Genomic DNA, 11,158 nt, shown 5'->3' on the forward strand with positions numbered 1-11,158 from the left:
CCCCGGCGCCACCACGGCCGCCGTCACGTGACTTCCCCCGATCTCCAGCACCGCTACGTCCATCAGGACATCATCGCAGCAGGTCAGTACTCGTCCCGGAACACCTGCTTGCCGGAGGCGTCGAACATCGTGACGTAGACCGGGTCGGTGTTGCCCTTCAGGATGTTGTCCGTGTAGATCCGGTGCACCCAGTACCCGTCCTTGATCGTGGCGTCCGCGTGCTGCCCGAGACCGGAGAACGCGATCCGGGTGACTCCCTCCGGCACCCGGCCCGCGTAGCTGTACCGAATGCCCTGGCACCGCTCGAAGTCGCTGCGGTCGTTCGGTTCGTCGCCGCACGCGGTACTCCAGTACCGCTGGATCTGGTACTGCCGGGTGATGATGCCGGTGTTCAGCAATGTCGCCCCGAACCCTCCCACCGGCTTCTTGTGGACCGGTACGCCGGCCACGCAGTACGCGTACTGCGACCCGTCCGGCGACCGGCGGACCGTCATCGAACCGTCGGCGTCGGAGACCTCCACCACCGTGTCGGTCCACGTCCGCACGACCGTCGCACGCCATGCATCGTCGTTCGCGGTCCGGAAGAAGTCGTCGGACTTCGCGCAGAGATCCGTCACCGCGGCCGGCCGGGCGACCGTCGGCGTGACGGCGGGCTGCGGCTCGCTCCGGGCGGTGCGGAACGGACCACTCAGCAGTACGGCGGCCACCGCGGCGGCTGCCGTCGCGGCCGCGGCCGTGCTCATCAGGGCACGTCGTACGCGGGTCCGGTGCCGTCCGGCGGCGACGAGCTCGCCGACGTCCGGGGTGAACGGCGTACCGCGGTCCGTCGCCTGGTCCATCAAGGTCTTCAGATCGGTCATGCCTTCGCTCCGATCAGGTCGGCGAGGTCGGCCAGCGCCGGGTGGGCGCGGAGCTTGTCCAGGGCACGCAACGTCTGGCTCTTCACGGTTCCGGGGCGGCAGTCCAGGGCGGTCGCGGTCTCCTCGACGGACAGCTCGTCGAAGTACCGCAGTACGACGCAGGCGCGCTGCCGGGGCGGGAGCTCGGCGAGGGCGGCGGTGATCACCATCCGGTTCTCGACCACGCCGAGGGCGTCGGCGTCCGGCTCGTTCACGAAGTACTCGTTGCCGGTGACGACTTCCTGGCTGGACTTGCGCCGGAGGGCGTCGAGGGTGGTCGAGACGACGACCTTCCGGGCGTACGCCGCGACCACGCCCTTGCGCTGGATCCGGCCCCAGACCCGGTACAGCCGGATCAGGGCCTCCTGCGTCGCGTCCTCCGCCCGCCGCCAGTCCCCGCACAGCAGGTAGGCGGTCCGGCACAGAGAGTTCGCGTGATGGGTCACGAACTCGGCGTACTCCCGCTCTGTCTCCGGTTTCACCCGCGATGCTCCCTGGTCATGCCGAGTTCAACGTGGTGAGGCCCGCGGCAGGTTGCACGTGGACCGGGGGAACCCGAACGCGTCGCTGTCCGTAGAGTGACACGAGCGAGGGGATCGAATGCCGACCGAGAGCAGAACGACGTCCGCGGTCGCGGCGCTGAGCGTCGCGGTGGCGGTGCTCGGCCATGTGCTCGTCGGGGGCGGCGGCGTGCCGCTCGGCGTCCTCCCTCCGCTCGCGGCGCTGGCCGGGGTGTGCTGGCTGCTGGGTGAGTACCTGGCGGGGGAGCGGCTGCTGACCGGGCTGGTGCTGGCCGGCGTACAGCTCTTCGTACACGTCACGCTGGACTCGGCGACGATGCAGCACGGCATGTCGATCACGGGCAGCCTGATGATGAGCGCCGCGCACCTCGGCGCCCTGCTCGCCGGCGTCCTCGCGATCGGCCGGGCCCACCGCTGGGTTCATCGGGTACGGCGGATCTTCGCGCGGCTGCTGCCGGAGCTGCCGGTACTGCGCCCCGTCCGGCTCGTCCCCTCCGCGCCCGGCTTCTTCACGTCGTGGACCCCGACCGGGTCCCGCCTCGGTACGAGCATCTCCGGGCGCGGGCCTCCCGGCGTACGAGTGATTCCAGCTGTCTGAAACCGGCGCCCCCGCGCCGGATTACTCGTATGCCTTGAAAGGTTCTCTCATGCCCAAGAGATATGTCCTGCGCGCCGTCGCGATCGCCGCGGCGTCCGCGCTGGTGGTGATCGGCGCCGCGAGCTCGGCGTCGGCGCACGTCACGGTGTCGTCGCCGGACGCCAAGCCCGGCGGCTACGCCAAGCTGGTGTTCCGGGTGCCGACCGAGTCGGACAACACCAGCACCACGAAGCTGGTCGTCACGCTGCCCAAGGACCACCCGTTCGCGTCCGTGGGTGCGCAAGTGATGGCCGGATGGAAGGTCGAGAAGAAGGAGGAGAAGCTGCCGGCTCCGGTGAAGGTCGGTGACGTCACGCTGACCAAGGCGATCACCACGGTCACCTGGACCGCGACCGCGGGCGGGATCCCGCCGAACGACTTCGACGAGTTCGCGCTGTCGGTCGGAACGCTGCCGGAGGGTGTGGACGCGTTGAGCTTCCCGGCGGTGCAGACCTACAGCGACGGTTCGGTGGTGAAGTGGGTCGATCCCACCAAGGCGGGCGCGGCGGAGCCCGAGCACCCGGCGCCGACGCTGAAGCTGGCGGCCGCGGTCACTCCGGTGGCGGCGACGACGTCGGAAGGTACGTCGGACACGTTGGCGCGCTGGCTCGGCGGCGGCGGATTGCTGGTCGGGCTGCTCGGACTCGCGTTCGGGCTGCGGCCGCGACGGGCTGCGGCGGAGTCCGGGAAGTAACTGTGCGCCGGTTGATCGCAGTACTGGTGGCGTCGCTGTTCATGCTGGCGGGTACCGCCGGCGTGGCGGCGGCGCACGCCAAACTCGAATCGATGACGCCGACCGACGGCTCCTCGATGGCCGCGCCGCCGACCAAGGTGGTGCTGACCTTCAACGAGCCGGTCGGCTCCGACGGGACCCAGGTCCAGGTGAAGTCGCCGAGCGGCAAGGACGTCGCGAACGGCGCCGTCCAGGTGATCGACAACACGGTCACGCAGCCGGTCGGCGCGATGGTCGAGCCCGGCAGGTACACGGTCGAGGCCAGGGTGATCTCCGCCGACGGTCATCCGGTCACCGTCTCCGGCGCCTTCACCGTGACGCACGCCGGTCACCCCGCGACCGAACCCGCCGGGACCACGCCGAGCTCGCAGTCCGAGGGCGGTTCGAACACGGTCACGATCGTCGCGATGTGTCTGGTGATGCTGGTCGTGGTCGCGCTGGCCGTGGTGATCGTCCGTCGCCGACCGGCGTCATGAGACGTCCACTGGCGATCGGCGGACTGGTTGCCGTCGGCATCGTTGTGATGGTGCTCGCGCTGTTCGCCGGAGGTGGCGCGCCGCAGCGGCCGCTGGACGGCCTGCTCGGTGCCGGGCTCGGGGTGTCGTGGGCGGTTCCGGTCCTGCGGTTCGTCGCCGACGCGGCCGCGGTGGCGACCGGCGGCGCCGTGGTCGGGGTCGTCCTGCTTCTGCCCGCCACCGACGGGAAGCTCGGCGACAAGGCGCTGCGTGCCTGCCAGGACGCGGCGCTCGCCGCCGGGATCTGGGCGGTCGCGAGTATCGGCGGGCTGATCGCGACCGCGACGGTCATCCTCGGCATCCCGCTGTCCCACCTGGCCGAGCATGCCGACCCGGCCGGGCGGCTCAGCCAGGTGCGCGCGCTGGCGGTCGCCGTCGTACTCACCGCCGTACTCGCCATCGTGTTGAGCGGGACCAAGACGATGCGGGCCGCCCGGGTCGCCGCCGTACTGACGATCGCGGCGCTGATCGGCCCGCTGCTCACCGGGCACGGCGCGATCGACCGTACGAACGGGTGGTCGGTGCTCGCGACCGTGTCGCTCGTCGTCCACGTGGTCGCCGCGACCGCGTGGGTGGGCGGGCTGGGCGCCGTACTGCGGTACACGCGCTCGCGGGAGTCCGTGGAGTTGTTCAGCACGCTCGCGCTGGTCTGCGCGGTGACGATGGGGATCACCGGGCTGATCACCGCGGAGATCCACCTCGACGGCCGGCAAGGCGGTTGGGGGCTGATCACGCAGTGGGTGACGAGCGGGTACGGCGTGCTCGTGCTGGGGAAGACGCTCGCGTTCGCGGCGCTGGTGTTCATCGGCTGGCAGCACCGCCGGAGCAGCCTGCCGCGGCTGGCGAACGGCGACCAGGCGGCGTTCCGCCAGCTCGCGATCCTCGAACTGGCCGTGATGGCCGGCACCATCGGCCTCGCCGTGGCGCTGTCCCGCACTCCGTGACATGTCAACGTCCGTCCGTACAATGCTGCTATGACGGAGTGGCTCGACGAGCGTGAGGCGCGGCTCTGGCAGGCGTACCGCGACACGCATCGCGAGCTGATGCGCGCGCTCGAGGCACGGATGATCGGCAACTCGGGGTTGTCCGGCGCCGACTACGCGCTGTTGCACCCGCTGTCCGAGGCCGAGAACGGGGTACTCCGCACCCGCGACCTCGGCCGCTCCGTCGGGTGGGAGCGCAGCCGGCTGTCGCACCAGGTCAGCCGGATGGAGAAGCGCGGCCTGGTCTGCCGCGAGGAGTGCACGTCCGACGCCCGCGGCTCGATGGTCCGCCTCACCGACCTCGGCCGGAAGGCGATCGACGCCGCCGCCCCCGACCACGTCGCGGCAGTCCGCAGCTACTTCTTCGACCGCCTCACCCCTTCCGAGCAGACTCAGCTCACCACCCTCCTCGACCGGATCGCCGCGCAGCTCCCCAACACCTGCGCGCCGTCCGACTGCGTCGAGTAAGTCGGCGCGTCGACAGTACGTATACGTCCACTGCTGCCGGAGGCACGCCTTTGGCCCGGCCCGATCGCGGGCAGTGGACGTATACGTACTGTCGAGCTGCCGGACCCTGACACGCCGTCACGCGGCGCGACCGGGCAGTTGCGCCGGACAGAATAGGTCGTCGGGTTCGGATGCGCGCTGGATTTGACAACCGTTTTCACTAAGGTGAGGATGTTGCGGGTGTCCGAGGCGTTGGGTAGGCGTGGGTTCCTGGGGTTGACCGGCGCGATCGGGCTGGCCGCGGCGGCCGGGTGCGGGACGGCGACCGCGGAGCCGAAGCAGGGCGGCCGGTTGCGGGCCGTGTACGCGGGCGGCGGCGCGAAGGAAGTGCTCGATCCGCACGTGCAGAGCCTGTTCGTGGACATCGCGCGGCACAAGGCGATCTACGAGAAACTGGTCGAGCTCGGCCCGGACCTGAAGCCGGTCCCGCGACTCGCCGCGAAGTGGGAGCACGACGGTACGGCGACCACCTGGCGCTTCACGCTCCGGGACGCGAGGTTCCACGACGGCGCGCGGCTGGTGCCGGACGACGTGCTGTACAGCCTGAGCCGGATCGCCGATCCCGCCGTACCGGACCGGGTCGCGCAGTCCTCGCTCGGCACGCTGGATCTCAAGCGCAGCAAGGCGATCGGCTCCTCGACGGTCGAGCTGGTACTGACCCAGCCGAACGCCGAGTTCCCCGCGCTGCTCGCCGGTATCGGCACGCAGATCGTGCGGAACGGGTTCCGGGATCCGTCGAAACCCGTCGGCACCGGCGCGTTCCGGTACCTGTCCTTCGAGGCCGGCCGGTCGATGGTCGCCTCCCGGTACGACGACTACTGGGACGGGCCCGCGCGGATCGAGGAGCTGCACATCCTGTCCGCGGAGTCCGACGCGCGGGCGAACGCCGTACAGGGCGGGCAGGCCGAGTACGCGAACGACATGACCGCGACGTTCGCGCGGACCGCGGGCAAGGCGGTTCAGGTGGTCGCGGCGAAGGCGAGCACGATGCAGGCGTTCGTGATGAAGGTCGACCAGCCGCCGTTCGACGACCCCGACGTACGGCTGGCGTTCAAGCTGCTCGCGGATCGGCAGCGGCTGGTGGACGTCGTACTCGCCGGGCGCGGCGAGGTCGGGAACGACCTGTTCGGCAAGGGATATCAGTACTATCCGGCCGACCTACCCGCACGGGAACGGGACGTGGACCGGGCGAAGGCGCTGCTGAAGAAGGCCGGTCTGGTCGGTCGTGAGGTGGAGCTGTTCACCGCCGACGCGTCGGCCGGGTTCGTGGCGGCCGCGACGTTGTTCGCCGAGCAGGTGGCCGAGGCCGGGGTGCACTTGAAGGTGACGACCGGTAGCCCGCAGACGTACGCGAAGGACCTGCTGGCGAAGGGTGCTATCGGCAACCATCGGTCCGGGGCGATGCCGATCCCGCAGTACATCACCGATCGGCTGCTGTCGCATTCACCGTTCAACGTCACACATTGGCGGCAGCCGGCGTTCGACGCGGCGTTCGCGGCGGCGCGCTCGGTGACGTCTGAGAGCGAGCGTTCGGCGCGGTACGGCGTACTGCAGAAGACGTTGCGGGACGAGGGCGGGATCCTGGCGTGGGGGTTGCCGGACTACCTCGTGGCGGTGTCGGCGAAGGTGCACGGCGTGCAGGCGGCGCCGCCGAACACGTTGGACCAGGGCCGGTTCGACAAGGTGTGGCTGGCCTGAATGCGGTCGTACGCCGTCCAGCGGGCGCTGCTCGCGGTGGTGCAGCTCGCCGTGCTGTCGGTGCTGGTGTTCGTACTGACGTCGTTGCTGCCGGGGGATGCGGCCGACCTGCGGTTCACCGAAACGTTGACGCCCTCGCAGGTTGCCGCGCTGCGGGCTGAGCTGGGGCTGGATCAACCGCCGGTGGAGCGGTTCGTGCACTGGCTGGGGAACGTGCTGACCGGTGATCTCGGTACGTCGTTGATCAGCGGGGGACCGGTCGCGGACATCGTCCGGGGTTCGATCGGCGCGACGCTGGTCCTCACACTGGCGACGCTCGCGGTCGTCGTACCGCTGGCCGTTGCCCTGGGCATCGTGATGGGTACCCGCGAGAACGGCCGAGTGGATCGCCTGGTCACGTCGGTCACGCTGGCGCTGTCGGCGATCCCGGACTTCGTGATCGCGGTGCTGCTGGTGGCGGTGTTCTCGCTGAAGCTCGGGTGGTTGCCGGCCACGTGGGTCGGCGGGAACCTGCTCGCTTCGCCGGCGCTGCTCGTGCTGCCGGTCGCTGTGTTGTTCGGACGTACCGTCTGCCTGCTGTCGCGGCAGGTCCGGGCCGGGACGATTGCGGCGTTGCAGGCGGAGTACATCACTCAGGCTCGCCGGCTTGGTGTGCCGCGGCGGCAGTTGTTGTTGCGGCACGTGCTGCCGAACGCTGCGGTTCCCGGCGTACAGGAGCTGGCCCGCACCGGCGACACGCTGCTCGGTGGGGTGCTGGTTGTCGAGGCGATCTTCGCGATTCCTGGGTTTGCGACGGCGCTGGTCGACGGTGTGGAAACGCGCGATGTGCCGGTGGTTCAGGGGCTCACGCTCGTACTGGCCGTTGCTGCTCTGCTGATCAACCTGGCGGCGGACCTCGTCTGTAACCGGTTGGTCCCGCGCTCGGAGCTCCTCCGATGAAGCGAGTCGCGGTGGGGTTGGTCGTCGTGCCGTTGGTTATTGCGGTGTTCGGTCCGTTGGTGCCGTATCACGCTCGGGAGGGCTTGCCGTACTCGTCCGCCGGGTTGCTGGGGACGGACGGGTTGGGGCGGAACGTGTTCGGGTTGCTGCTGGTCGGTGGGCGGTCGGCTTTGGGGATGGCGTTGGGGGCGGTGGTGCTGGCATACGTCGTGGGCGGGGTCGTCGGGTTGACGGCTGCGTCCACCCGGCGCCAGTGGTTGGACGAGGGTTTGATGCGGCCCCTCGACGTACTGCTGCCGTTGCCGTCGCTGCTCGTGATCAGCGTGGTCGCCGTCGGCTGGCGGGCGTCGGCGCTCGCGATCACCGTGGCGGTCGCGATGATGAACGTCCCCACCGTCGCCCGGCTGGTCCGCGCTGCCGCGTTGGACGCCGCCAGCGGGCCGGTCGTCGAGGCGCTCCGGATGCAGCAGGAGTCGTGGGTACGGATCCAGCTCGGGTACGTCGGCCGCTCGGTCCTCGGCCCGGTCGCCGCCGATCTCGGCACCCGGATCACGCTCGCCGTGTTCGTCGTCGCCTCCGTCAACTTCCTCGGCCTCGGCCTGAGCCCCACCGCCCCCGACTGGGCCGTCACCGTCTCCCGCAACCGCGAAGGCCTGCTCCTCCAACCGTGGTCGGTCCTCGCGCCCGCCCTCCTCCTGGTCTCCTTCACCCTCGGCTTCAACCTCCTCGCCGACCACCTCCTCCACCACTCCCGCCACCCGCAGGAGACCCCACGATGAGCCCCCACCCCCAACCGACCGAACCACCCGAGCACAACCCTCTACCAAACAACCTGACCCCGTCGCCGGCTCCCCGCTCTGCGGGGGAGGTGGTTGTTCGGGTTGCGGGGTTGTGTGCGGCTGCCGGTGGTGGGGTGTTGGTGGACGGGGTTTCGTTCGAGGTTGTGGCGGGGGAGATTACGGCGTTGGTGGGGGCGTCGGGGGCCGGGAAGACCACGGCGGCGCTGGCGTTGCTGGGGGAGTGTGGTGAAGGGGTACGGCTGGAAGGGCGGGTCGAGGTCGCGGGGGAAGTGGTTGTCGACGGCAACGGGGTGACGGATGTGGATGTGCGGGGGCGGGTTGTCGCCTACCTGCCGCAGCATCCCGGGAGTGCGCTGAACCCCGCCCGGCGGATCGGGGCGACCCTGGACGAGTTGGGGAAGCTCCACGGCGGCGATCCGGTCGAGGCTCTCCGCGCCGCCCAGCTCCCCACCGACAACGGAATCCGAAAACGTTTTCCCCACCAGTTCTCCGGCGGTCAACGGCAACGCGTCGCCCTGGCGCAGGTGCTGACCTGCAGGCCGAGCGTGCTGGTACTGGACGAGCCGAGCACCGGCCTCGACTCGATCACCCGGCTGCACCTGGTGCGGGAGTTGCGCGAGCTGGCCGCGACCGGCCTCGGGATCTTGTTGCTCAGTCACGATCTCGGACTCGTCCGCGCCCTCGCCCACCGGGTCGTGGTCCTCGACGCCGGTCACGTGATCGCCTCCGGCGGCCTCGACGTACTCCCGGCCGCTCCCGACCTGCCCGGCACGGGAACCTCCACCGCCCACCAGCCGTTGCTCAAGGCAATGAACTTGTCAGCATCGGTACGCCGCGAGCTCCTGCTCCGTCAGGTGGACCTGATCGTCCGCGCTGGCGGCTGTCTCGGCATCGTCGGCCGTTCCGGCAGCGGCAAGACCACCCTGGCCCGCTGCCTCGCCGGCCTGCACGAGCGCCACACCGGCACCATCCACCTCGACGACACCCCGCTTCCGGTACTCCGCAAACGCTCCCGCGACCAGCACCGCCGCGTGCAGTACGTCTGGCAGGAGGTCCGCGGCTCCTTCGACGAGCGCCGCCCCGTCGACCAGCAGGTCGCCCGTACCGCCGAACGGCTCCGCGCCCTCGCCCCGCACCAGGCCCACGCCGAGGCAGTCGCCACGCTCGCCCGGCTCGGCGTCGCCGCGATCACCGCCGCCCGCCCACCGAGCCGGCTCTCCGGCGGCGAACTGCAACGCGCCGCCCTCGCCCGCGCCGTCCTCGCGAACCCCGACGTCCTGATCTGCGACGAGATCACCACCGCCCTCGACGACCGCGGTACGGCGCTCGTCCTCGACCTGCTCGGCGAACTGAAGGCCCGCGGCACGGCGCTCATCTGGATCGGCCACGACCTCGGACTGGTCGCTGCCGTCGCCGACGAGGTGATGGTCCTCGACGCCGGCCGCGTGGTCGAACAAGGACCGCCGGCCACCCTGACGACCGCGCCGCGGCACGACCTGACCCGCCAACTGGTCGCGGCCGCCCGGCTCGGCACCCCCGAATCTCCGCCCGTGGCATCCATCGACCTGAGGAGCGAACCGCGCCGATGACGCGACTGCACGACCACCTGGCGGAGGCGATCAAGGACCCGGACCCGATTCGGGTGGGCGACCTGATCTGTCTGCGGTTCGAGACGATGAAGGTGTACTCCGCGCTCGGCGCCGTCCGGCATCTCCTGGACACCGGGCGCGTCCGGCCCGGCGACACCCTGATCGACAGCTCGAGCGGGATCTACGCGCACGCGCTCGCGCTGGCCTGCCACCGGTACGGGATGAAGTGCCACATCGTCGGCTCCACCACCGTCGACCGGACGCTGAGGATCCAGCTGGAGATCCTCGGCGCGACCGTCGAGCAGGTGCCGTCCTCGAACAACCTGCAGCTCGACCAGAACCTCCGGGTCCGCCGGATCGGCGAGATCCTCCGCGACAACCCGACGTACCACTGGATGCGGCAGTACCACGACGACATCCACTACCTCGGGTACCGCGCGGTCGCGGACCTGGTCGCGTCGCTGGTGCCGAGCGGGCCGTTGTGCCTGGTCGGCGGCGTCGGTACGGGCGCGTCCACCGGCGCGATCGCGGCGTACCTGCGGGAGAGCGGGCGGGACGTGAACCTGGTCGGCGTTCAGCCGTTCGGGAGCGTCACGTTCGGGGCCGGGCACACGCAGGACCCGGAGATGATCATCGCCGGGATCGGCAGCTCGATCGAGTTCCGGAACGTGCGGCACGAGCTGTACGACCGGTTGCACTGGGTTTCCTTCGAGTACGCGATGTCGGCGGCGGTGGACCTGCTCCGGACCTCCGGCGTGTTCGCGGGGCTGTCGACCGGAGCGGCGTACCTGTCGGCGCTCTGGGAGCACAACTGCGACACCGGGCGGAAACACGTTTTCCTGGCCGCGGACACGGGTTTCCGGTACGTCGAGTCGGCATTCGCCCGGCATGCCGAGGCGCGCCCGATGGCGTCGATGCGACCGCGGGAGATCGACTCGCTGGAGGAGCTCGCCGTGCCCTGGTCGGCGATGTCGTGGAACCGGAGAGAGTCGGCGCAGCTCCGGCATGCGGAACTTCCATCTGCGACCCCGTCGCATTAATGTGAGATCCGTGAGTGACCGCTCCGCCCCGAACCGCACTGCCACCGACCGCCGCTCGCTCCTGTACTGCTTCCGACCAGAAGGCCGACCGCAACTCCCCGCCCTGCACTACATCCCCGAAAGGCTGGCCGCCCTCCCATGACCACCAACCCCGCTCTCGTGTCCGTAGGTCAACTGATCGAGTCCGTGCTCGCGGGTGCCTTCGGCCCCGCCGCCGGCACGTTCGACATCACCAGTGCGTTCTGGCTGCACCACACCACCCGCCTTCCCGGTGCCGACGTCACCTATCGCAACTAC

Annotated in this window: 12 protein-coding genes; 10 read left to right on the top strand and 2 right to left on the bottom strand. The window is 70.3% G+C overall.

What is annotated here, in order from left to right:
- Positions 1-83: 83 nt before the first annotated feature.
- Together VFF46_RS36635 and VFF46_RS36640 are read right to left on the bottom strand one after the other, a co-directional pair.
- Positions 84-860 carry a hypothetical protein gene (locus VFF46_RS36635; RefSeq protein WP_325041859.1) on the bottom strand — a complete coding sequence of 259 codons (777 nt, stop codon included), beginning with the start codon at positions 858-860 and terminating at the stop codon, positions 84-86.
- Positions 857-1,381 carry a SigE family RNA polymerase sigma factor gene (locus VFF46_RS36640; RefSeq protein WP_325041860.1) on the bottom strand — a complete coding sequence of 175 codons (525 nt, stop codon included), beginning with the start codon at positions 1,379-1,381 and terminating at the stop codon, positions 857-859. The genes VFF46_RS36635 and VFF46_RS36640 overlap by 4 nt, the downstream gene beginning before the upstream one ends.
- Before the next feature lie 118 nt (positions 1,382-1,499).
- Between VFF46_RS36640 and VFF46_RS36645 the strand changes: the two genes are divergently transcribed.
- The 10 genes from VFF46_RS36645 (at position 1,500) to VFF46_RS36690 (ending at position 10,861) form a co-directional block, all read left to right on the top strand.
- Entirely contained in the window at positions 1,500-2,018 is a 519-nt protein-coding gene (locus tag VFF46_RS36645; protein WP_325041861.1) for a hypothetical protein, read from the top strand.
- Positions 2,019-2,067: 49 nt separating this feature from the next.
- Positions 2,068-2,751, top strand: coding sequence for a YcnI family protein (locus VFF46_RS36650; RefSeq protein WP_325041862.1), 684 nt, complete (start codon positions 2,068-2,070; stop codon positions 2,749-2,751).
- 2 nt (positions 2,752-2,753) lie between these two features.
- Positions 2,754-3,266 (top strand): copper resistance CopC family protein, encoded by a 513-nt coding sequence (locus VFF46_RS36655; RefSeq protein ID WP_325041863.1) that lies wholly within the window; start codon positions 2,754-2,756, stop codon positions 3,264-3,266.
- Positions 3,263-4,249, top strand: a complete 987-nt coding sequence (locus tag VFF46_RS36660) for a copper resistance D family protein (protein ID WP_325041864.1) — start codon at positions 3,263-3,265, stop codon at positions 4,247-4,249. Before VFF46_RS36655 ends, VFF46_RS36660 begins: the two co-directional genes overlap by 4 nt.
- Before the next feature lie 30 nt (positions 4,250-4,279).
- Entirely contained in the window at positions 4,280-4,756 is a 477-nt protein-coding gene (locus VFF46_RS36665; RefSeq protein ID WP_325041865.1) for a MarR family winged helix-turn-helix transcriptional regulator, read from the top strand.
- Positions 4,757-4,966: 210 nt separating this feature from the next.
- A complete protein-coding gene (locus VFF46_RS36670; protein WP_325041866.1) occupies positions 4,967-6,493 on the top strand; it encodes an ABC transporter substrate-binding protein in 1,527 nt (508 codons plus the stop codon).
- Positions 6,494-7,432, top strand: a complete 939-nt coding sequence (locus VFF46_RS36675; RefSeq protein WP_325041867.1) for an ABC transporter permease — start codon at positions 6,494-6,496, stop codon at positions 7,430-7,432.
- Positions 7,429-8,211: an ABC transporter permease gene (locus tag VFF46_RS36680; RefSeq protein ID WP_325041868.1), complete on the top strand. Its 783-nt coding sequence runs from the start codon at positions 7,429-7,431 to the stop codon at positions 8,209-8,211. The genes VFF46_RS36675 and VFF46_RS36680 overlap by 4 nt, the downstream gene beginning before the upstream one ends.
- A gap of 140 nt (positions 8,212-8,351) precedes the next feature.
- Entirely contained in the window at positions 8,352-9,821 is a 1,470-nt protein-coding gene (locus VFF46_RS36685; RefSeq protein WP_325041869.1) for an ABC transporter ATP-binding protein, read from the top strand.
- Positions 9,818-10,861: a pyridoxal-phosphate dependent enzyme gene (locus tag VFF46_RS36690; protein WP_325041870.1), complete on the top strand. Its 1,044-nt coding sequence runs from the start codon at positions 9,818-9,820 to the stop codon at positions 10,859-10,861. Before VFF46_RS36685 ends, VFF46_RS36690 begins: the two co-directional genes overlap by 4 nt.
- Positions 10,862-11,158 lie beyond the last annotated feature (297 nt).

The sequence above is a fragment of the Kribbella sp. genome, from assembly GCF_035655035.1.
Taxonomy (GTDB): Bacteria; Actinomycetota; Actinomycetes; order Propionibacteriales; family Kribbellaceae; genus Kribbella.

Coding starts and splice junctions, on each gene's coding strand:
- VFF46_RS36645 (WP_325041861.1), top strand. CDS start 1,500: ATGCCGACCGAGAGCAGAACGACGTCCGCGGTCGCGGCGCTGAGCGTC.
- VFF46_RS36665 (WP_325041865.1), top strand. CDS start 4,280: ATGACGGAGTGGCTCGACGAGCGTGAGGCGCGGCTCTGGCAGGCGTAC.
- VFF46_RS36635 (WP_325041859.1), bottom strand. CDS start 860: ATGACCGATCTGAAGACCTTGATGGACCAGGCGACGGACCGCGGTACG.
- VFF46_RS36680 (WP_325041868.1), top strand. CDS start 7,429: ATGAAGCGAGTCGCGGTGGGGTTGGTCGTCGTGCCGTTGGTTATTGCG.
- VFF46_RS36650 (WP_325041862.1), top strand. CDS start 2,068: ATGCCCAAGAGATATGTCCTGCGCGCCGTCGCGATCGCCGCGGCGTCC.
- VFF46_RS36690 (WP_325041870.1), top strand. CDS start 9,818: ATGACGCGACTGCACGACCACCTGGCGGAGGCGATCAAGGACCCGGAC.
- VFF46_RS36675 (WP_325041867.1), top strand. CDS start 6,494: ATGCGGTCGTACGCCGTCCAGCGGGCGCTGCTCGCGGTGGTGCAGCTC.
- VFF46_RS36670 (WP_325041866.1), top strand. CDS start 4,967: ATGTTGCGGGTGTCCGAGGCGTTGGGTAGGCGTGGGTTCCTGGGGTTG.
- VFF46_RS36660 (WP_325041864.1), top strand. CDS start 3,263: ATGAGACGTCCACTGGCGATCGGCGGACTGGTTGCCGTCGGCATCGTT.